This window comes from Streptomyces sp. RLA012 (assembly GCF_056270325.1).
The window spans coordinates 4,739,623-4,760,274 of sequence record NZ_JBWDPA010000002.1 but is presented as its reverse complement, the minus strand read 5'-3'; the positions used below and the strand labels follow the sequence as shown (position 1 = coordinate 4,760,274).

Below are 20,652 nucleotides of genomic sequence, written 5' to 3'. Positions count from 1 at the left end.
CGGATTTGGGCGATCGGCGGGCGAGCGTGTAATGTCTTCATCGCTCGCCCCAATAGCTCAGTCGGCAGAGCGTCTCCATGGTAAGGAGAAGGTCTACGGTTCGATTCCGTATTGGGGCTCTGGTGTGTGAGGTACCCGTCGCGAGACGGGTTCTGATCGCATCTCAGCGGTGTAGCTCAGTCGGTAGAGCAAGCGGCTCATAATCGCTGTGTCACCGGTTCAAGTCCGGTCACCGCTACAGACGGTAGCCGATTGTGGGGTCGGTCCTTCGATCGGCTACTCTTCTATGCGTTAATGTCCCATCCGTTCGTCAAGGAGCACTCCTGTGGCTGCCACCGACGTCCGCCCGAAGATCACGCTGGCCTGCGTGGAGTGCAAGGAGCGGAACTACATCACCAAGAAGAACCGGCGTAACGACCCGGACCGACTGGAGATGAAGAAGCACTGCCCGCGTTGCAATGCGCACACCGCGCATCGCGAGACGCGATAAATCAGGCTCGTACGCGAGGCCGTCCCCAGTAACGGGGGCGGCCTCGCGTCGTTCACCACCCGAGTACCACCCGAGTACGCCCGCACGCTCGGTCATCGATCCGTCGTCGAACAGTTCCCGATCCGGTTCCCGATCCGGTTCCCGATCCGGTTCCCGATCCAGTTCCTGATCGGTTCTCGATCGGTTCTTGATCGGCCGGCGTCGATCGGTTGTCGAGAGGTCGTCGAACAGTGCCGATCGGTCGTTGATCAATTACCGATCGGCCGTCGATGATCTCCGTGCGGGCATCGGTCCGAGATTCGCTACACCGGCTGAAAACCAGGAGGTGCCGAGCCCATGGCGCTCGACCAGTCCTTCGTGGGGCGGTCCTACCCGCCCACCGACCCCTATGAGGTCGGCCGGGAGAAGATCCGCGAGTTCGCGGAGGCCGTGGGGGAGACCAACCCGGCGTACACGGACCCGGATGCCGCCAAGGCGCTCGGGCACGCCGATGTGATCGCCCCGCCGACCTTTGTGTTCGCGATCACCTTCAAGGCCGCGGGGCAGGTCATTCAGGACCCCCAACTGGGCCTCGACTACAGCCGTGTGGTGCACGGTGACCAGAAGTTCGCCTACAGCCGCCCGGTGCGCGCGGGTGACCGGCTCACGGTGACCTCGACCATCGAGGCGATCAAGTCCTTGGCGGGCAACGACATCCTGGACATCCGCGGTGAGGTCCACGACGAGGCGGGCGAGCACGTGGTGACGGCCATCACCAAGCTCGTGGCGCGCGCGGCAGAGGAGGACTGACCATGGCGGCGAAGATCGCATACGACGACGTCGAGGTCGGCACCGAACTGCCGGCCCAGACCTTCCCCGTGACTCGCGCCACACTCGTGCAGTACGCGGGTGCCTCCGGGGACTTCAACCCGATCCACTGGAACGAGAAGTTCGCGGTCGAGGTCGGCCTCCCCGACGTCATCGCGCACGGCATGTTCACCATGGCCGAGGCGATCCGTCTCGTCACCGACTGGGTCGGCGACCCGGGTGCGGTCGTCGAGTACGGCGTGCGCTTCACCAGGCCCGTCGTCGTCCCGAACGACGACAAGGGAGCGACCATCGAGGTCAGCGGCAAGGTCGCGGTCAAGCTCGACGACAACACGGTCCGCGTCGATCTCACGGCGACCAGCGCCGGACAGAAGGTGCTGGGCATGTCGCGGGCGGTCGTACGACTGGCCTGAGAGGGCGGAGCGGGAGCGGGCGGTGTAAGGGGCGTTCTCCATGGCGGGGCGCCTCTTACTGGTTTGCGGTCCCCTACCTGCACGAACGTCCGGAGAGGACGGAAGGTGCCGGATGGCGCCGCAGCCCCTTGACGTGGTTAGTGATTGAGTACTAACTTACTCGCATGGCCAGGATGAGCGCAGAAGAGAGGCGTGAGAGCGTCGTCCACGCGGCGGTCGCCGAGTTCTCGCAGCGGGGGTACTACGGCACCTCCACCGAGGCGATCGCCAAGCGGGTCGGGGTCTCGCAGCCGTATCTCTTCAGGCTCTTCCCGGGCAAGAAGGCCATCTTCGCGGCCGCCTCGCTCAGGTGTGTCGAGGACGTGTGCCAGGTTGCGGCGGAGGCGGCCGAGGGACTGCAGGGCCAAGACGCTCTGGAGGCCATGGCGAACGCCTATGTGCGGCTCATCACGGAGCATCCCGAGAAGCTCCAGATGCAGATGCAGACGTACATCACGGTGGCCGCCGCCGAGGCGGAGGGTGACCACGAGTTCGGCGAGGCCGTACGGAACGGCTGGATGAAGCTCTGGGACATCGCGCATCTGCCGCTGGGGGCGGACGTGAAGGAGACCACGAACTTCATGGCGTACGGAATGCTGATCAACACCCTCGTAGCCATGGGTTTTCCGCCCGAGCACCGGGTCTGGGAGGGGCTCTATCCGGAGGCCCGTGCCACCGGGCGGCTGGTGAAGTAGCAGAGGTCGACAAGAGGCGGATTCTTCGCCTCTTTTTTTATGAGCAGAAAAGTTAGTCATCAATAACTAACCATCGGTACCATCACCCTCTGGGGGAGCGATGTCAGAGCAGCCCGCACGTCGCGGGGGAGCAACCTGGGCCCTCGTCATCACCAGCGTCGCCGGATTCATGGCGGCCCTCGACAACCTCGTCGTCACCACCGCCCTGCCCTCCATCCGCAAGGATCTCGGGGGCGCGCTGGACGACCTGGAATGGACCGTGAGCGCCTACACGCTCACCTTCGCGGTCCTGCTGATGTTCGGCGCGGCGCTCGGCGACCGGTTCGGGCGCCGCCGGCTCTTCCTCGTCGGCATCACCGTCTTCACCGGCGCCTCCGCCGCCGCGGCCATGGCGCCCGGCATCGACTCCCTCATCGCCGCCCGTGCGATCCAGGGCGTCGGCGCGGCGATCATGATGCCGCTGACACTGACCCTGCTGACCGCCGCGGTGCCCGCCGCCAAGCGCGGGATGGCGTACGGCATCTGGGGCGCCGTCAACGGACTCGCCGTCGCCTCCGGGCCCCTCATCGGCGGCAGCCTCACCGAACACGTGTCCTGGCACTGGATCTTCTGGCTGAACGTCCCGCTCGGCCTCGCCCTCCTGCCGCTCGCCCGGCTGCGCCTCGCCGAGTCGCACGGCTCCGGTGCCCCGCTCGACGTCCCCGGCACCCTGCTCGCCAGCGGCGGCCTCTTCGGGATCGTCTACGGCCTGGTCCGCGGGCCCGCCGACGGCTGGACCAGCCCCCTCGTCCTGACCGGACTGTTCGCCGGCAGCGCGCTGCTCACCGGATTCGTGCTCTACAGCACCCGCGCCAAGAACCCCATGCTCCCGATGCGGCTGTTCCGCTCCCGTGCCTTCGCCGGCGTCAATGCCGCGAGCCTGCTGATGTTCCTCGGGATGTTCGGATCGATCTTCCTGCTCAGCCAGTACATGCAGGGCGTGCTCGGCTACTCGCCCACCGAGGCGGGGCTGAGGATGCTGCCGTGGACCGGTATGCCGATGCTCGTCGCGCCGATTGCCGGCATCCTGTCCGACCGCATCGGCGGCCGCCCGGTCGTCGCCGCCGGCCTCTTCCTGCAGGCCGTCGGCCTCGGCTACATGGCCTCCGTGGCCACCGTCCACGCCTCCTACGCCGTTCAGCTGCCCGCCCTGACGATCAGCGGTATCGGCATGGCGCTGTACTTCGCCCCGGCCGCCAACCTGGTCATGTCCAGCGTCCGCCCGCAGGAACAGGGCATAGCCTCCGGCGCCAACAACGCGCTGCGCGAGGTGGGCGGCGCGCTCGGCATCGCGATCATGTCGTCGATCTTCGCGGCCCAGGGCGGCTACGAGTCCGGGCAGGCCTTCGTGGACGGCCTGCGGCCCGCGCTGGTGGTGGGCGCCGCGGTGGTCGCCCTGGCGGGCGTGGCGGCGCTGTTCATCCCGACCGCACGGCGCGCGGCGGGGACGCGGGCCGACGGCTCCGAGCCGACTCCGGCCGCGGCGTCCGTCCTGGAAACCGCGGGGCACTGAGTCCGGAAGGCAAACGCTCACCCTTGCACAGGGTCCGGGATCCAAACCTGGGGCTCGCATCGAGTCCAGTGTCCAAACCCGGACCCTTGTAGTGAGTCCAGTGTCCAAACCCGGACCCTGTAGTGAGTCCAGTGTCCAAACCCGGATCCTCGTAGTGAGTCCAGTCTCCGAACCCGGCCCCTCGCAGTGAGTCCAGCCCTCAAACCGGACGCCTGTATCGAGTCCAGTTTCCAAACCCTCGATCGACGCACCGTGTGAACCACGCAGAAGCGGCCCCGCCTCACCCGGCGGGGCCTTTCTCGTACTCTTGGCCCGTGCAGGAACTCCACGACGCGCCGCTCGCCCCGCTGACCACCTTCCGGCTGGGGGGTCCCGCGACCCGGCTGATCACCGCCGCGACCGACGCCGAGGTGATTGCCGCCGTCCGGGAGGCCGACGACACCGGTACGCCACTGCTGCTCATCGGCGGCGGATCGAACCTCGTCATCGGAGACAAGGGCTTCGCGGGCACCGCCCTTCGCATCGCGACCGGCGGCTTCGCGCTCGACGGTACGAAGCTGGAACTGGCGGCGGGCGAGGTGTGGACCGACGCGGTCGCCCGCACCGTCGAGGCCGGGCTCGCGGGCGTCGAGTGCCTCGCCGGGATCCCCGGCTCCGCGGGCGCGACCCCGATCCAGAACGTGGGCGCGTACGGCCAGGAAGTGTCGTCGACCATCACCGAAGTGATCGCGTACGACCGCGAGGCGCGGGAGACGGTCACACTGACGAACGCCGACTGTGCCTTCTCGTACCGCCACAGCCGCTTCAAGGCCGACCCCGAGCGCCATGTCGTGCTGCGGGTCCGGTTCGAGCTGGAGGACGCGGAGGGGCTTTCGGCGCCGGTCAAGTACGCCGAGACGGCCCGTGCCCTCGGGGTCGGGCCCGGCGACCGCGTGCCGCTCGCCACCGCCCGCGAGACCGTTCTGAAGCTGCGCTCCGGCAAGGGCATGGTGCTCGACCCCGAGGACCACGACACCTGGTCGGCCGGTTCGTTCTTCACCAACCCGATCCTCACGGACGAGGAGTTCGCCGCCTTCCACGCGCGCGTGGCGGAGCGGCTCGGCACCGAGGTCGCGCCACCCTCGTACCCGGCGGGCGACGGCCACACCAAGACCTCCGCGGCCTGGCTGATCGACAAGTCCGGCTTCACCAAGGGCTACGGCTCCGGACCCGCCCGGATCTCCACCAAGCACACGCTGGCCCTCACCAACCGGGGCCAGGCCACCACCGAGGACCTTCTCGCGCTGGCCCGCGAGGTCGTCGTCGGCGTCCGCGAGGCCTTCGGCATCACACTGGTCAACGAACCGGTGACGGTGGGCGTGGCCCTCTAGCGCCTAGTAGGCGACTCCGACGCCCTGCTTCACCGTCCCGGGGTCGTCGGTCATCGCCAGCATCGCGTGCGCCACATCGGCGCGCCCGATGAACCGGCCCTTGAGTGGGAAACTCCCGACGACCGTCCGGTACGAGCCGGTCACCGGCTTGTTCTGCAGCCGCGGCGGGCGCACGACGGTCCAGTCGGTCGTGCTCCGGGCCAGTTCGCCCTCCATGGCCGCCAGGTCGGCGTAGACGTCCTTCAGGAGGAGCGAGACCAGGCCCAGCGCGGCGCGGTCGACGAACGCCGCGCCCTCGGGGTCGGGGCCGACCGGCCCCGCGCTCACCACCAGCAGTCGCCGCACCCCCTCGGCCTCCATGGCGTTCAGCACCGTACGGGTCAGCCGGGTCGCGATACCGGCGTCCTTGCGGCTGCGGGCGCCCAGTCCGGAGAGGACCGCGTCGCGGCCCGCGACCGCCGGGCGCAGCGCCTCCGGGTCCGTGAGGTCCGCGCGGAACACCTTCAGACCCGCGCCGGTGACGGTCAGCCGAGCCGGGTCCCGTACGACGGCGGTGACCTGGTGGCCGGAGTCCAGCGCCTGCCGGACGATCTCCTGGCCGATGCCACCGGTGGCACCGAAGACGGTGAGTTCCATGCGTGCTCCCCTTGGGTCTGTTCGGGTCGGGTCCATGTGGATCGATCAGGTGGGTCGATCAGGTGGGTGAGTACTCACTCACCTATGCTTGCTCCTAGGGTGGGTAAGCACTCACTCACCCGTCAAGCCCGAAACGGGGTGACCATGGAATCCTTGGGGCCCATGCAGCAGAAACCGGCCCGGATCCGCATCCTCGACGCGGCGCACGAGCTCATGCTCACCGTCGGCCTCGCCCGCGCCACGACCAAGGAGATCGCCAAGGCGGCGGACTGCTCCGAGGCGGCGCTCTACAAGTACTTCCCCAGCAAGGAGGAACTGTTCGTCACGGTCCTCAAGGAGCGGCTGCCGCAGCTGACCCCGCTGCTGGCCGGCCTCGCGGCCGAGCCGGGCCGGGGCACCCTCCTGGACAACCTCACCGAGATCGCCCGCCAAGCGGCCCTCTTCTATGAGCAGAGTTTCCCGATCGCCGCCTCCTTGTACGCGGAACCCCAGCTCAAGCGCCGCCACGAGGAGTCGATGCGCTCCATGGGCTCGGGCCCCCACATGCCCATCCGCGGCCTCGACGCGTATCTCCGCGCCGAACAGGGCGCGGGCCGGGTCCGTGCCGGCGTCGACACCTACGCCGCCGCCTCGCTCCTGCTGGGCGCCTGCGCCCAGCGCGCCTTCGCCTACGACTCCACGGAGGAGGGCAAGCCGCCGCCCGTCGACGAGTTCGCCGCGGCGATGGCCCGCACCCTGCTGGGCGGAATCTCCGTTGCCGAGGCCCCCTCGTGACGGTCACGATGGAGGCATGACAAAGCTCCGGACGGGCCTGGGGTACCCCCTGTGCAGCTGAGATTGACCGAGTTCCGGCCGCGCGTCGGCCCCCGCTCGTACCGCGTCGTCCAGCCGCGTCCGCTCCTGCGGCACACCACGCTCAGTGACCCCGTCGCGGGCTGGGGCTACCTCGTGGGCGACCACGACGGGCTCTCCCGGCTCGCCGGACTCTTCTCCTTCGCCGCGTTCTCCCGGCACACGATCGTGTACGTCCCGCTGCGGCGGAGCATCCCCAGGACGTACGCGCCCGGAGTGCCGGTCGACCTCGTCCTCGCCCACCGGTCACCGGGGCTGCGGCCTTCCCACTGGCCCGAGCTGCGCCGCCGGCTGCGCGACGGCACCCCGCTCACCGTCCGCACGGACGAGCGGCGCACCGCCGCCCACGCCGCCGACTGGGAGGCGCTCTGGGAACAGCGCTGGGAGCGGCTCGAACCCCGGGACCGAATCCAGCCGGCCGTCCACGCGGGGACGCTCTTCCTCCTCGGCGCCCGGGACACCTTCGCGTCGGCTGCCAAGCGCCTGGAGGCCACGGCCGGCCTCGGCCCGCGCGACAAGCGGGCCGCCAAGGGGCACGACGTGCTGGTCGATTCCCTCACCCAGCATCTCCCGCTGTCCGAGGGCCGCCATGCGGAGCTGGACCTCGGCTTCCAGGCGTACCCGCCCCTGCGCCACTTCAGAACCCCGGGGCGGCCAGCCAGTCGTCGACGCCGGACAGCAGCTTCTCCTTGACGTTCTGGGGCGCCGCCGTGGCCCGTACCGACTGGCGGGCCAGCTCGGCCAGCTCGGCGTCCGTGAAGCCGTGGTAGCGGCGCGCCAGCTCGTACTGGGCGGCGAGGCGTGAGCCGAACAGCAACGGGTCGTCCGCGCCGAGTGCCATCGGGACCCCGGCCTCGAAAAGCGTGCGCAAGGGGATGTCCTCCGGCTTCTCGTACACCCCCAGGGCGACGTTCGACGCCGGACACACCTCACAGGTGATCCCGCGCTCCGCGAGCCGCTTCATCAGCCGCGGGTCCTCCGCGGCGCGTACGCCGTGCCCGATACGGGTGGCGTGCAGGTCGTCCAGGCAGTCGCGGACCGACGCCGGGCCGGTCAGTTCGCCACCGTGCGGCGCGGACAGCAGCCCACCGTCGCGCGCGATCGCGAAGGCCCGGTCGAAGTCCCGCGCCATACCCCGCCGCTCGTCGTTGGAGAGCCCGAAACCGACGACGCCGCGGTCCGCGTAGCGCACGGCGAGCCGGGCCAGCGTGCGGGCGTCCAGCGGGTGCTTCATCCGGTTGGCGGCCACCAGGACCCGCATCCCGAGCCCGGTCTCCCGCACGGCCGAGTCCACCGCGTCCAGGATGATCTCCAGGGCCGGGATGAGCCCGCCCAGGCGCGGCGCGTACGAGGTCGGGTCGACCTGGATCTCCAGCCAGCCGGAGCCGTCCTTCAGGTCCTCCTCGGCGGCCTCGCGCACCAGGCGCCGGATGTCCTCGGGCTCTCTCAGGCAGGACCGCGCCGCGTCGTACAGCCGCTGGAAACGGAACCAGCCCCGCTCGTCGGTGGCCCGCAGCTTCGGAGGTTCCCCGCTGGTCAGCGCGTCGGTCAGCGCTTCGGGCAGCCGGACACCGTACTTGTCGGCCAGTTCCAGCAGGGTGGTGGGCCGCATCGAACCGGTGAAGTGCAGGTGCAGATGGGCTTTCGGCAGTTCAGAGAGATCACGTACGCGCTCCATTCCAGGATCCTGCCGTACGTTCCCGCCGTCCCGGTAGCGCTTTCCCCTTTAGTGGTCTTGCTCGCACGAAGAAGCGGGCCGCCTCCCCGAAGGGAAACGGCCCGCACACGCGCGTGGAGTCACGAAAACGTCAGTCCTGTGCCTCGGCCAGGAGCTTCTGGATCCGGCTGACGCCCTCGACGAGATCCTCGTCACCCAGGGCGTACGACAGACGCAGGTACCCCGGGGTGCCGAAGGCCTCACCGGGTACGACCGCGACCTCGGCCTCCTCCAGGATGAGCGCGGCCAGCTCGACCGTGTCCTGGGGACGCCTGCCGCGGATCTCCTTGCCGACGAGGGCCTTGACCGAGGGGTACGCGTAGAAGGCGCCCTCGGGCTCGGGGCAGAGCACGCCGTCGATCTCGTTGAGCATCCGCACGATGGTCTTGCGGCGGCGGTCGAAGGCCTCGCGCATCTCGGCGACGGCCGTCAGATCGCCGGAGACGGCGGCGAGGGCGGCGACCTGGGCGACGTTGGACACGTTCGAGGTGGCGTGCGACTGGAGGTTGGTCGCGGCCTTGACGACGTCCTTCGGGCCGATGACCCAGCCCACGCGCCAGCCGGTCATGGCGTACGTCTTCGCGACGCCGTTCACGACGATGCACTTGTCGGCGAGCTCGGGCACGACCACCGGAAGGGAGTGGAATTGCGCGTCCCCGTAGACCAGGTGCTCGTAGATCTCGTCGGTCAGGACCCACAGGCCCTTCTCGGCGGCCCAGCGGCCGATCTCCTCGATCTGCTCGCGGGTGTAGACCGCGCCCGTCGGGTTGGACGGGGAGACGAAGAGCAGCACCTTGGTGTTCTCGGTGCGGGCGGCCTCCAGCTGCTCGACCGAGACGCGGTAGCCGGTGGTCTCGTCGGCGACGACCTCCACCGGGACACCGCCGGCGAGACGGATCGACTCCGGGTACGTCGTCCAGTACGGCGCCGGGACGATGACCTCGTCGCCCGGGTCGAGGATCGCGGCGAAGGCCTCGTAGATGGCCTGCTTGCCGCCGTTGGTGACGAGGACCTGGGTGGCCTCCACCTTGTAGCCGGAGTCACGCAGGGTCTTCGCGGCGATCGCGGCCTTCAGCTCGGGCAGACCGCCGGCCGGTGTGTAGCGGTGGTACTTCGGGTTGGAGCAGGCCTCGATGGCGGCCTGCACGATGTAGTCCGGGGTCGGGAAGTCCGGTTCACCGGCGCCGAAGCCGATCACCGGGCGCCCGGCGGCCTTCAGGGCCTTGGCCTTGGCGTCCACGGCGAGGGTGGCGGACTCGGAGATCGCGCCGACTCGGGCGGAGACCCGGCGCTCGGTGGGTGGGGTTGCAGCGCTCATGGGACCCATCGTTTCAGACCGGAAACTCCACCGGCACGCGGGTTTCACAGACTGAACAACAAGAGAACAACTGTCCGGACCCCGGCCCCCGCCGGTCGATCTTCGGCGGACGAAGCCCGGACGGACACTTTCTGTTCGACGCCCGGCCCCGGACCACGTACACTCTCACCTCGTTGGCCTTCACCGGCCGCACTCAGCGGATGCACACCGAGCATCCGGGTGGATGCGGTACGTTGGGGAAACAAAGGGTCGTAGCTCAATTGGTAGAGCACTGGTCTCCAAAACCAGCGGTTGGGGGTTCAAGTCCCTCCGGCCCTGCTTCACACACCTTCGCCAGGGGATGTGTGCGCATGTACGTACTGCAATGCACCGCCGTGCGGCTCAACCGGGCGCGGCACGGCCACGACCCGGAATCAGGTGAGGACGAGTGACGGACGCCGTGGGCTCCATCGACATGCCTGATGCCGAGGCAGTCGAGTCCCAAAAGAAGGCCCGCAAGGGCGGCAAGCGTGCCAAGAAGGGCCCGCTGAAGCGCCTCGCCACCTTCTATCGCCAGATCGTCGCGGAACTCCGCAAGGTCGTCTGGCCGACTCGGAATCAGTTGACGACGTACACCACCGTGGTGATTGTGTTCGTCGTCATCATGATCGGCCTGGTGACCGTGATTGACTATGGGCTCAACCACGCCGCCAAGTACGTCTTCGGCTGAGCCGAGAGCGAAGGGCGCCGTCACCGGCGCCCCTTTCGCGCGTTCCACCCCCATGTATCCAGGAAGAAGCAGCCACCGTGTCTGACCCGAACCTGAACGATGCCAGCGAGTCGGTCGAGTCCGTTGACGACGAGCTCGACATCGTCGAGGGCGCGGACGTCGTTGACGAGTTCGAGGCTGCCGATGCCGCCGCCGGCGATCCCGCCGAAGAAGCGGCCCTGCACGTCGAGGACGAGTCCGGTGAGGACGTCGAGGACGAGGACGTTCCCGACGAGGCCCTCGCCGTCGACGCCGAGGAAGCCGACGAGACGGACGAGGCCGAAGACGAGGTGGAGGCCGAAGAAGAGGCCGAGCCCGTCGACCCCGTCACCGCCCTGCGCGAGGAACTGCGCACGCTCCCCGGTGAGTGGTACGTCATCCACACGTACGCCGGTTACGAGAACCGCGTGAAGACCAACCTCGAACAGCGTGCCGTCTCGCTGAACGTCGAGGACTTCATCTTCCAGGCCGAGGTGCCGCAGGAAGAGGTCGCGCAGATCAAGAACGGCGAGCGCAAGACGATCAAGCAGAACAAGCTCCCGGGCTACGTCCTGGTCCGCATGGACCTGACGAACGAGTCCTGGGGTGTCGTCCGCAACACTCCCGGTGTCACCGGCTTCGTGGGCAACGCCTACGACCCGTACCCGCTGACGCTGGACGAGATCGTCAAGATGCTCGCGCCGGAGGCCGAGGAGAAGGCCGCCCGTGAGGCCGCCGAGGCCGAGGGCAAGCCCGTTCCGCAGCGCAAGCTGGAGGTCCAGGTGCTGGACTTCGAGGTCGGCGACTCGGTCACCGTCACGGACGGCCCGTTCGCCACGCTGCAGGCGACCATCAACGAGATCAACGCCGACTCCAAGAAGGTCAAGGGCCTGGTGGAGATCTTCGGTCGCGAGACCCCGGTCGAGCTTTCGTTCGACCAGATCCAGAAGAACTAACTCCTTCTGGACGTACGTCTTCCGAACAGGTCAGACGGGCTCACGCAGCCCGTCTGACCTGCTCGGTTTTTGGCCCCGCATGGATACCCGTTATCGTTGTGCGGTATGCCTCCATCCGGATGAACCGGACGGAAGCTGAAAACTCTCACTAGGACCCGGAGAGAGCACATGCCTCCCAAGAAGAAGAAGGTCACGGGGCTTATCAAGCTCCAGATCCAGGCCGGCGCCGCCAACCCGGCTCCGCCGGTCGGCCCGGCGCTGGGCCAGCACGGCGTCAACATCATGGAGTTCTGCAAGGCCTACAACGCCGCGACCGAGTCGCAGCGCGGTTGGGTCATCCCGGTGGAGATCACGGTCTACGAGGACCGCTCCTTCACCTTCATCACCAAGACTCCGCCGGCCGCCAAGATGATCCTCAAGGCCGCGGGTGTCGAGAAGGGCTCCGGCGAGCCGCACAAGACCAAGGTCGCCAAGATCACCCAGGCGCAGGTCCGCGAGATCGCCACCACCAAGATGCCCGACCTCAACGCCAACGACCTGGACGCCGCGTCGAAGATCATCGCCGGCACCGCCCGTTCCATGGGCATCACGGTCGAGGGCTGACACCCACCTTCGTAGGAACCATGCGGTGTGAGCCGCACGTGGCAGGGCCTGCTCGGTCCGTACCACGACTCCTCAGAACACATCAGGAGCAGTAGTGAGCAAGCGCAGCAAGTCTCTCCGCGCTGCGGACGCCAAGATCGACCGGGAGAAGCTCTACGCCCCGCTCGAGGCCGTCCGTCTCGCCAAGGAGACCTCCACGAGCAAGTACGACGGCACCGTCGAGGTCGCCTTCCGCCTGGGTGTCGACCCGCGCAAGGCCGACCAGATGGTCCGCGGCACCGTGAACCTCCCGCACGGCACCGGCAAGACCGCCCGGGTCCTGGTCTTCGCGACCGGTGACCGTGCCGAGGCCGCACTCGCCGCGGGCGCCGACATCGTCGGCTCCGACGAGCTCATCGACGAGGTGTCGAAGGGCCGTCTGGACTTCGATGCCGTCGTCGCCACCCCGGACCTCATGGGCAAGGTCGGCCGCCTGGGCCGTGTCCTCGGCCCGCGTGGTCTGATGCCGAACCCGAAGACCGGCACCGTGACCCCGGACGTGGCCAAGGCCGTGACCGAGATCAAGGGCGGCAAGATCGAGTTCCGCGTCGACAAGCACTCGAACCTGCACTTCATCATCGGCAAGGTGTCCTTCGACGACACCAAGCTGGTGGAGAACTACGGCGCCGCGCTGGACGAGATCCTTCGTCTGAAGCCGTCCGCCGCCAAGGGTCGCTACATCAAGAAGGCCGCGATCAGCTCCACGGTCGGCCCCGGCGTTCCGGTCGACCCGAACCGCACCCGCAACCTCCTTGTCGAGGAGGACCCGGCCGCCGTCTGAGCCTTCCGCTCACCCCGGTGACCGCGTCGCATACGCGTTCTTGGTACGGGCCCCGCAACCTTTCGAGGTGCGGGGCCCGTCTCCATTCCCGGACATGTTTCCGATTTCCGAAGAGGTCCACGGGCCGCCGTGAAGGGCTTCCCGGGCCTTGGATCCGGATACGTGTGTCAGTGGGCTGCGCTAGCGTGCAGCTCTCAGGATTCGCATAGGGGTGGGACGAATGAAGAGCACGACTGTGCGCCGGGTGACCCTCTCGATCGCGCTGGTGAGCGCGCTGACAGGAGTGGCCGCCTGCTCCTCGGGCTCCTCCGGGGACTCCGGGGGCTCCGGCAAGGACGACAAGGCGGCCCACAAGGGAACGACCCGCGTCAGCCCCATAGCGGCTCTGCAGTCCGCCGAGAAGTCCACCGACGGCGCCGACTCCGCCAAGATCGAGTCCACGACGACCATGGGCACGCTCATGTCCATGAAGTCGGACGGCGTCATGACCTGGGGCGACGGCATCACCGGCAACATGACGATCACGTACACCGGCGGCACCATGGCCGAGACCATGCGCAAGACCGGCAGCACCTCCATGGAGGCCCGCTATCTGACCGACGCCTACTACGCGAAGATGGGCGACACCTTCGCCCAGCAGGTGGGTGGCAAGCACTGGATCAGGTACGCGTACGACGATCTGGCGAAGCTCGCGGGCGGCTCCGGCGCACTCCTGAAGGACCAGATGCAGAACAACTCGCCGAACCAGTCGGTGAAGCTCCTGCTGGCCTCCGGCGACGTGAAGAAGGTCGGCGAGGAGACGGTGCGCGGCGAGAAGGCCACGCACTACGCGGGCACGGTCGACGTCTCGGACCTCGCCGCCAAGAGCTCCCACCTCACCGCGAGCCAGCTCGCCGACCTGAAGAAGCAGTTCACCCAGGCCGGTGTCACGACGGAGGACATCGACATCTGGGTCAACGGCGACGACCTGCTCGTCAAGGCGGCCTCCAAGGGCCAGCTCACGACCGGCACCATGTCCTCGACGACGTACTACAGCGACTACGGCGTGAAGGTCTCCACCCAGGTGCCGCCGGCGAGCGACACCGCCGACTTCAAGGATCTGCTGAAGACGCAGGGTGCCGGCACCACCGGTTGAGACCTCTGAAATCTCAGAGGCCGCAGAGACCTCGGGGGCCGCAGAGGCCTCCGGGACTGCAGAAGCCTCAGGGGCCTTCGAGGTCCGAGAAGTCCCAAGAAACTCAAAAGAATTCGGGAGACCACTCGGACCCCCCTGGGCTACGCTCACGCAGAGTCTGTGAATCGACCATCTGTTCCCTGGGGGGGATCTTGAGTTTTTCTGTGCGTGATTCCGTACGGCGCGGAGCGACGGGGGCGGCGCTGACCGCCCTGGTCCTCGGCGGGGGCGTCGTCGCCTGCGGCAAGGGCGAGGAGTCGCCGAAGATGACGCCCGCGGCGGCCGTGGCCAAGGCGGCGAAGAACAGCGAGGCCATCACCTCGCTCAGCTACCGGATGACCGGCAAGGTCCCGGAGTCGGGCCGGGTCGAGGCCCAGGCGTCCATGAGCATGAAGCCGCTGGCCATGAGCATGAAGATGACCGCCCTCGACCAGGGCGCCGACGGCAAGGTGGAGATCCGGGTCGTCGACGGGGCGATGTACCTGGGCGGGGGCGAGGCCGCCGCCAAGGAGCTGGACGGCAAGAGCTGGATGAAGTTCGACATCTCCGGGCTGGCCAAGGGCGCCGGCGGCTCCCCGGGCATCGACGCGGGCAAGTTCTCGGAGCAGGCCAACCAGGACCCGTCCCAGGAATCCACCTACCTGACCGGCTCCAAGGACGTGAAGAAGGTCGGCACCGAGAAGGTCGACGGCGTCCAGACCACCCACTACAAGGGCACGGTCACCCTCGACGAACTCCGCGCCGAGCTCAAGAAGAAGGACAAGGCGACGCAGGAGAAGCGCGAGAAGAGCCTGAAGCAGTACGAGAAACTCGGCGCCGACAAGCTCACGATGGACATGTGGATCGGGCCGGACGACCACGCCAAGCAGGTCCGCGTGCGTGCCGCCTCCGACAAGGGCCCGCTCGACATGACCATGACCTTCCTCGACTATAACAAGCCGGTGACGGTGACGGCCCCGCCCGCCAAGGACACCGTCGACCTCGCCGAGATGATGAAGGAAGCCCAGGAGGGCTGAGCCCGGCACCGCCGGTCGCGGGGCGCTGTTGGCGGATTTGCTCGACGGTGCCCCCTTCACGTACTGTTCCCCAGAAGCCAAAGACCGCTGGTCGTTGCCTCGCGCTCGTAAGAGGGCGGGGTGGCCGAAGGATCCGCTGAATCTGCGGACGACCCGCGTAGGTGACCGTGGAAGAGTTCCCGGAGTTCGCTTGCCCAGCTTGCGAACATACCGGTCGAGCTACGCCCCGTGCGCCTGCGCCGGGGCGTTTCGTTTTGCCCAGCCCCTTCCGAGCGGTCCTCATCACCCGGAAGGAGGCCGACGCTCTATGGCAAGGCCCGACAAGGCTGCCGCGGTAGCCGAGCTCGCGGACCAGTTCCGCAGCTCGAACGCCGCCGTGCTGACCGAGTACCGGGGTCTCACCGTGGCGCAGCTCAAGACGCTGCGCCGTTCGCTCGGTGAAGACGCCCAGTATGCCGTGGTGAAGAACACGCTGACCAAGATTGCGGCCAACGAGGCCGGGATCTCCACGCTCGACGACCTGTTCAACGGTCCGACGGCGGTCGCCTTCATCACCGGTGACCCGGTGGTGTCCGCGAAGGGTCTTCGTGACTTCGCCAAGGACAACCCCAACCTCGTCATCAAGGGCGGTGTCCTTGACGGCAAGGCGCTGTCCGCCGACGAGATCAAGAAGCTTGCGGACCTCGAGTCCCGCGAGGTTCTGCTCGCCAAGCTGGCGGGTGCCTTCAAGGGCAAGCAGACGCAGACTGCTCGTCTCTTCCAGGCGCTGCCCTCGAAGTTCGTCCGCACCGCGGAGGCGCTTCGTGTCAAGCAGGCCGAGCAGGGCGGTGCCGAGTAATTCGGCTCGCGCATTGACCGCCGCCTGAGGCGACGGTCGTAGCGGGCCGAACGTACGCCCGCCTCACCAGTACATCCGGCACCTGCCGAATTAGTGGAAGGACGCCATCATGGCGAAGCTGTCCCAGGAAGAGCTGCTCGCGCAGTTCGAGAACCTCACCCTCATCGAGCTCTCCGAGTTCGTGAAGGCCTTCGAGGAGAAGTTCGACGTCACCGCCGCCGCCGCGGTCGCCGCTGCCCCGGTCGGCCCCGCCGCCGCCGCTGAGGCCGTCGAGGAGCAGGACGAGTTCGACGTCATCCTCACGGGTGCCGGCGAGAAGAAGATCCAGGTCATCAAGGTCGTGCGTGAGCTGACCTCGCTGGGTCTGAAGGAGGCCAAGGACCTCGTGGACGGCGCCCCGAAGCCCGTTCTCGAGAAGGTCGCCAAGGAGGCCGCCGAGAAGGCTGCCGAGTCCCTCAAGGGCGCCGGCGCCTCCGTCGAGGTCAAGTAGTCCCACGGGCCCCGAGAGGGGCCCTCGCGAGCCGATACGGGGCCGCTGGCGGCCCTGTAACGCTGACGCACTGAAGAGCGATCACCCAACTGGGTGGTCGCTCTTCGGCGTTCCAGGGGTCCGGCAGCGGCTGCCTTGCACTGTCGGTGGCGACGAGTATGGTGATCTTCGTTGTGCCTCCGGCCGCGTCCGTGACGGGTCGCGAGACGGGTTGCAAGACAGGTTGCACGTGACGATCGCGGCACTTGCTTCGGGCATGGGGGGCCTTGACGAACCGCACGCAGCGCGCAATTCTCAGGACGCGGCGTCACAACGATCCGGATCCGAGGCATGGATCGGCGGCGAAGAGGGCAGTATCGATGTGCATTGAGGGCGTGGCTTGCGGCAGGTGTTGAGAACAACGAGGGTCTCTGAAAACCGGGACTGGACATCAGTGGGCCTACTGGCTACACTGACCCTTTGCGCTGCCTGTTAGCTGCCTCCTGCCCGTCACCAGGGGCATGCCCTCGCGTGAGCACCGATGACTAGATCATCTCTGACCTGGCCTTTTGGCTGAATCGGGAATGGACTGTCTCTGTGCCCACAGTGGGGGGCCGGTACGCGCGTAGTGAGTCCGAGCCCTCGGAAGGACCCCCTCTTGGCCGCCTCGCGCACTGCCTCGACCGCGAATACGAACAACGGCGCCAGCACCGCCCCGCTGCGCATCTCCTTTGCAAAGATCAAGGAGCCCCTCGAGGTTCCGAACCTTCTTGCGCTGCAAACCGAGAGCTTCGACTGGCTGCTCGGCAACGACGCGTGGAAGGCTCGTGTCGAGGCGGCTCTGGACAGCGGACAGGACGTCCCCACGAAGTCCGGTCTGGAGGAGATCTTCGAGGAGATCTCCCCGATCGAGGACTTCTCCGGGTCGATGTCCCTGACGTTCCGCGACCACCGCTTCGAGCCCCCGAAGAACTCCATCGACGAGTGCAAGGAGCGCGACTTCACGTACGCGGCCCCGCTCTTCGTCACCGCCGAGTTCACCAACAACGAGACCGGCGAGATCAAGTCCCAGACGGTCTTCATGGGCGACTTCCCGCTCATGACCAACAAGGGCACCTTCGTCATCAACGGCACCGAGCGTGTCGTGGTGTCCCAGCTGGTCCGCTCGCCGGGCGTCTACTTCGACTCCTCGATCGACAAGACGTCCGACAAGGACATCTTCTCCGCGAAGGTCATCCCCTCCCGGGGTGCCTGGCTGGAGATGGAGATCGACAAGCGCGACATGGTCGGTGTCCGCATCGACCGCAAGCGCAAGCAGTCCGTCACCGTTCTCCTGAAGGCTCTCGGTTGGACGACCGAGCAGATCCTGGAGGAGTTCGGCGAGTACGAGTCCATGCGCGCCACCCTGGAGAAGGACCACACCCAGGGCCAGGACGACGCGCTGCTCGACATCTACCGCAAGCTGCGTCCGGGCGAGCCCCCGACCCGTGAGGCCGCGCAGACGCTTCTGGAGAACCTCTACTTCAACCCGAAGCGCTACGACCTCGCGAAGGTCGGCCGGTACAAGGTCAACAAGAAGCTGGGCAGCGAGGCCCCGCTGGACGCCGGGATCCTGACCGTCGAGGACATCATCTCGTCGATCAAGTACCTGGTGAAGCTGCACGCCGGTGAGACCGAGACCGTCGGTGACAACGGCACGCAGATCGTCGTCGAGACGGACGACATCGACCACTTCGGCAACCGTCGTCTGCGCAACGTCGGCGAGCTCATCCAGAACCAGGTCCGCACGGGTCTGGCTCGTATGGAGCGCGTCGTGCGCGAGCGCATGACGACCCAGGACGTCGAGGCGATCACGCCGCAGACCCTGATCAACATCCGGCCGGTCGTCGCCTCCATCAAGGAGTTCTTCGGCACCAGCCAGCTGTCGCAGTTCATGGACCAGAACAACCCGCTGTCGGGTCTCACCCACAAGCGCCGTCTGTCGGCCCTTGGCCCGGGTGGTCTCTCCCGTGAGCGGGCCGGCTTCGAGGTCCGTGACGTGCACCCGTCGCACTACGGCCGCATGTGCCCGATCGAGACCCCTGAAGGCCCGAACATCGGTCTGATCGGCTCGCTCGCCTCCTACGGCCGGGTCAACGCGTTCGGATTCGTCGAGACCCCGTACCGCAAGGTCACCGGCGGTGTCGTCACCGACGAGGTCGACTACCTCACGGCCGATGAAGAGGACCGATTCGTCATCGCGCAGGCCAACGCGCCGCTGACGGACGAGCTCCGCTTCGAGGAGTCCCGTGTCCTGGTCCGCCGTCGTGGCGGAGAGGTCGACTACGTCCCCGGTGAGGACGTCGACTACATGGACGTCTCGCCGCGCCAGATGGTGTCGGTCGCGACCGCCATGATCCCGTTCCTGGAGCACGACGACGCCAACCGTGCCCTGATGGGCGCGAACATGATGCGGCAGGCCGTGCCGCTGATCAAGTCCGAGGCGCCGCTGGTCGGCACCGGTATGGAGTACCGCTGCGCGGTCGACGCCGGTGACGTCCTGAAGTCGGAGAAGGACGGTGTGGTCCAGGAGGTCTCCGCGGACTACGTCACCACCGCCAACGACGACGGCACGTACACCACGTACCGCCTGCACAAGTTCTCCCGCTCCAACCAGGGCACCTCCGTCAACCAGAAGGTTGTCGTGGACGAGGGTGCCCGGGTCGTCGCCGGCCAGGTCCTGGCCGACGGTCCGGCGACCGAGAACGGCGAGATGGCGCTCGGCAAGAACCTGCTCGTGGCGTTCATGCCGTGGGAGGGTCACAACTACGAGGACGCGATCATCCTGTCGCAGCGCCTCGTGCAGGACGACGTCCTCTCCTCGATCCACATCGAGGAGCACGAGGTCGACGCCCGTGACACCAAGCTCGGCCCCGAGGAGATCACCCGGGACATCCCGAACGTCTCCGAGGAGGTCCTCGCCGACCTCGACGAGCGCGGCATCATCCGCATCGGTGCCGAGGTCGTCGCCGGTGACATCCTCGTCGGCAAGGTCACGCCCAAGGGTGAGACCGAGCTGACGCCGGAGGAGCGCCTGCTCCGTGCGATCTTCGGTGAGAAGGCGCGCGAGGTGCGCGACACCTCGCTGAAGGTGCCGCACGGCGAGATCGGCAAGGTCATCGGTGTCCGCGTCTTCGACCGTGAAGAGGGCGACGAGCTGCCGCCGGGCGTGAACCAGCTGGTTCGTGTCTACGTGGCGCAGAAGCGCAAGATCACGGACGGTGACAAGCTGGCCGGCCGGCACGGCAACAAGGGTGTCATCTCCAAGATCCTGCCGATCGAGGACATGCCGTTCCTGGAGGACGGCACCCCGGTCGACATCATCCTCAACCCGCTGGGTGTCCCGTCCCGAATGAACCCGGGACAGGTCCTGGAGATCCACCTCGGCTGGCTCGCCAGCCGCGGCTGGGACGTCTCCGGGCTCGGCGAGGACTGGGCGCAGCGCCTGCAGGCCATCGAGGCCGACGTGGTCGCCCCCGGCACCAACGTCGCCACCCCGGTCTTCGACGGTGCGCGTGAGGACGAGCTCGCGGGTCTGCTGCAGCACACGATCCCGAACCGCGACGGGTCGCGCATGGTGCTCCCGACCGGTAAGGCACCGCTGTTCGACGGCCGCTCCGGCGAGCCGTTCCCGGAGCCGGTCTCGGTCGGCTACATGTACATCCTCAAGCTCCACCACCTGGTCGACGACAAGCTGCACGCCCGCTCGACCGGTCCGTACTCGATGATCACCCAGCAGCCGCTGGGTGGTAAGGCCCAGTTCGGTGGCCAGCGCTTCGGTGAGATGGAGGTGTGGGCGCTGGAGGCGTACGGCGCCGCTTACGCCCTCCAGGAGCTGCTGACCATCAAGTCCGACGACGTGACCGGCCGCGTGAAGGTCTACGAGGCCATCGTCAAGGGCGAGAACATCCCCGAGCCCGGCATCCCCGAGTCCTTCAAGGTGCTCATCAAGGAGATGCAGTCTCTCTGCCTCAACGTGGAGGTGCTGTCCAGCGACGGTATGTCCATCGAAATGCGTGACACCGACGAGGACGTCTTCCGCGCGGCGGAGGAGCTCGGCATCGACCTGTCCCGGCGCGAGCCGAGCAGCGTCGAAGAGGTCTGACGGGAGTTCGGCGGGC

20 protein-coding genes and 3 tRNA genes are annotated in these 20,652 nt (G+C 67.6%); 20 read left to right on the top strand and 3 right to left on the bottom strand.

The genetic code is table 11. From position 1 onward, the window contains the following. The first annotated feature begins 46 nt into the window (after window positions 1-46). The 8 genes from RV986_RS21580 to RV986_RS21545 all read left to right on the top strand — a co-directional run bounded on the left by RV986_RS21580 (window position 47) and on the right by RV986_RS21545 (window position 5,366). A tRNA-Thr gene (locus RV986_RS21580) sits at window positions 47-119 on the top strand. A gap of 46 nt (window positions 120-165) precedes the next feature. Further along, a tRNA-Met gene (locus tag RV986_RS21575) sits at window positions 166-238 on the top strand. An 87-nt stretch (window positions 239-325) separates the two neighbouring features. Then, on the top strand, window positions 326-490 hold the full coding sequence (gene rpmG, locus RV986_RS21570; RefSeq protein WP_004571794.1) for a 50S ribosomal protein L33: 165 nt from the start codon (window positions 326-328) through the stop codon (window positions 488-490). 336 nt (window positions 491-826) lie between these two features. Continuing rightward, complete coding sequence (locus tag RV986_RS21565) at window positions 827-1,279, top strand: FAS1-like dehydratase domain-containing protein (protein WP_475918971.1); 453 nt, start codon at window positions 827-829, stop codon at window positions 1,277-1,279. Window positions 1,280-1,281: 2 nt separating this feature from the next. Then, entirely contained in the window at window positions 1,282-1,710 is a 429-nt protein-coding gene (locus tag RV986_RS21560; RefSeq protein WP_475918970.1) for a MaoC family dehydratase, read from the top strand. Window positions 1,711-1,874: 164 nt separating this feature from the next. Then, window positions 1,875-2,444 (top strand): TetR/AcrR family transcriptional regulator, encoded by a 570-nt coding sequence (locus RV986_RS21555; RefSeq protein WP_475918969.1) that lies wholly within the window; start codon window positions 1,875-1,877, stop codon window positions 2,442-2,444. Window positions 2,445-2,544: 100 nt separating this feature from the next. Beyond that, window positions 2,545-3,996 carry a DHA2 family efflux MFS transporter permease subunit gene (locus RV986_RS21550; protein WP_475918968.1) on the top strand — a complete coding sequence of 484 codons (1,452 nt, stop codon included), beginning with the start codon at window positions 2,545-2,547 and terminating at the stop codon, window positions 3,994-3,996. 314 nt (window positions 3,997-4,310) lie between these two features. Beyond that, on the top strand, window positions 4,311-5,366 hold the full coding sequence (locus tag RV986_RS21545; RefSeq protein ID WP_475918967.1) for a UDP-N-acetylmuramate dehydrogenase: 1,056 nt from the start codon (window positions 4,311-4,313) through the stop codon (window positions 5,364-5,366). Window positions 5,367-5,369: 3 nt separating this feature from the next. Here the strand turns inward: RV986_RS21545 and RV986_RS21540 are convergent, their stop codons facing one another. Then, window positions 5,370-6,002, bottom strand: coding sequence for an NAD(P)-dependent oxidoreductase (locus RV986_RS21540; protein WP_475918966.1), 633 nt, complete (start codon window positions 6,000-6,002; stop codon window positions 5,370-5,372). Between the two features lie 162 nt (window positions 6,003-6,164). Here RV986_RS21540 and RV986_RS21535 point away from each other — a divergent pair, with 162 nt between their 5' ends. Together RV986_RS21535 and RV986_RS21530 are read left to right on the top strand one after the other, a co-directional pair. Next, on the top strand, window positions 6,165-6,776 hold the full coding sequence (locus RV986_RS21535; protein WP_475918965.1) for a TetR/AcrR family transcriptional regulator: 612 nt from the start codon (window positions 6,165-6,167) through the stop codon (window positions 6,774-6,776). Between the two features lie 51 nt (window positions 6,777-6,827). Beyond that, window positions 6,828-7,547, top strand: coding sequence for a hypothetical protein (locus RV986_RS21530; RefSeq protein ID WP_475918964.1), 720 nt, complete (start codon window positions 6,828-6,830; stop codon window positions 7,545-7,547). Here the strand turns inward: RV986_RS21530 and RV986_RS21525 are convergent. Both RV986_RS21525 and RV986_RS21520 read right to left on the bottom strand, forming a co-directional pair. Beyond that, window positions 7,492-8,532, bottom strand: a complete 1,041-nt coding sequence (locus RV986_RS21525) for an adenosine deaminase (RefSeq protein ID WP_475918963.1) — start codon at window positions 8,530-8,532, stop codon at window positions 7,492-7,494. The two genes, RV986_RS21530 and RV986_RS21525, sit on opposite strands and share 56 nt — an antisense overlap. 130 nt (window positions 8,533-8,662) lie before the next feature. Then, window positions 8,663-9,889 carry a pyridoxal phosphate-dependent aminotransferase gene (locus RV986_RS21520; RefSeq protein ID WP_475918962.1) on the bottom strand — a complete coding sequence of 409 codons (1,227 nt, stop codon included), beginning with the start codon at window positions 9,887-9,889 and terminating at the stop codon, window positions 8,663-8,665. Window positions 9,890-10,134: 245 nt separating this feature from the next. On the opposite strand from RV986_RS21520, the gene RV986_RS21515 reads away from it, so the two are divergent. The 10 genes from RV986_RS21515 (at window position 10,135) to rpoB (ending at window position 20,636) form a co-directional block, all read left to right on the top strand. Further along, a tRNA-Trp gene (locus RV986_RS21515) sits at window positions 10,135-10,207 on the top strand. Window positions 10,208-10,316: 109 nt separating this feature from the next. Then, on the top strand, window positions 10,317-10,598 hold the full coding sequence (secE, locus tag RV986_RS21510) for a preprotein translocase subunit SecE (RefSeq protein ID WP_475918961.1): 282 nt from the start codon (window positions 10,317-10,319) through the stop codon (window positions 10,596-10,598). A gap of 77 nt (window positions 10,599-10,675) precedes the next feature. Then, complete coding sequence (gene nusG, locus RV986_RS21505; RefSeq protein ID WP_475918960.1) at window positions 10,676-11,572, top strand: transcription termination/antitermination protein NusG; 897 nt, start codon at window positions 10,676-10,678, stop codon at window positions 11,570-11,572. A gap of 168 nt (window positions 11,573-11,740) precedes the next feature. After that, window positions 11,741-12,175 carry a 50S ribosomal protein L11 gene (gene rplK, locus RV986_RS21500; RefSeq protein ID WP_030359033.1) on the top strand — a complete coding sequence of 145 codons (435 nt, stop codon included), beginning with the start codon at window positions 11,741-11,743 and terminating at the stop codon, window positions 12,173-12,175. A 94-nt stretch (window positions 12,176-12,269) separates the two neighbouring features. Next, a complete protein-coding gene (rplA, locus tag RV986_RS21495; protein ID WP_475918959.1) occupies window positions 12,270-12,995 on the top strand; it encodes a 50S ribosomal protein L1 in 726 nt (241 codons plus the stop codon). Window positions 12,996-13,215: 220 nt separating this feature from the next. Then, complete coding sequence (locus RV986_RS21490) at window positions 13,216-14,130, top strand: SCO4651 family lipoprotein (RefSeq protein ID WP_475918958.1); 915 nt, start codon at window positions 13,216-13,218, stop codon at window positions 14,128-14,130. 203 nt (window positions 14,131-14,333) lie between these two features. Further along, the gene (locus tag RV986_RS21485; protein WP_475918957.1) at window positions 14,334-15,185 is read left to right on the top strand and encodes an SCO4651 family lipoprotein; all 852 of its coding nucleotides are present in this window, start codon (window positions 14,334-14,336) and stop codon (window positions 15,183-15,185) included. Between the two features lie 307 nt (window positions 15,186-15,492). Beyond that, window positions 15,493-16,023, top strand: a complete 531-nt coding sequence (gene rplJ, locus RV986_RS21480) for a 50S ribosomal protein L10 (protein ID WP_153289132.1) — start codon at window positions 15,493-15,495, stop codon at window positions 16,021-16,023. 109 nt (window positions 16,024-16,132) lie between these two features. Continuing rightward, window positions 16,133-16,513, top strand: coding sequence for a 50S ribosomal protein L7/L12 (rplL, locus tag RV986_RS21475; protein WP_475918956.1), 381 nt, complete (start codon window positions 16,133-16,135; stop codon window positions 16,511-16,513). Window positions 16,514-17,150: 637 nt separating this feature from the next. After that, window positions 17,151-20,636 carry a DNA-directed RNA polymerase subunit beta gene (rpoB, locus tag RV986_RS21470; protein ID WP_475918955.1) on the top strand — a complete coding sequence of 1,162 codons (3,486 nt, stop codon included), beginning with the start codon at window positions 17,151-17,153 and terminating at the stop codon, window positions 20,634-20,636. Window positions 20,637-20,652 lie beyond the last annotated feature (16 nt).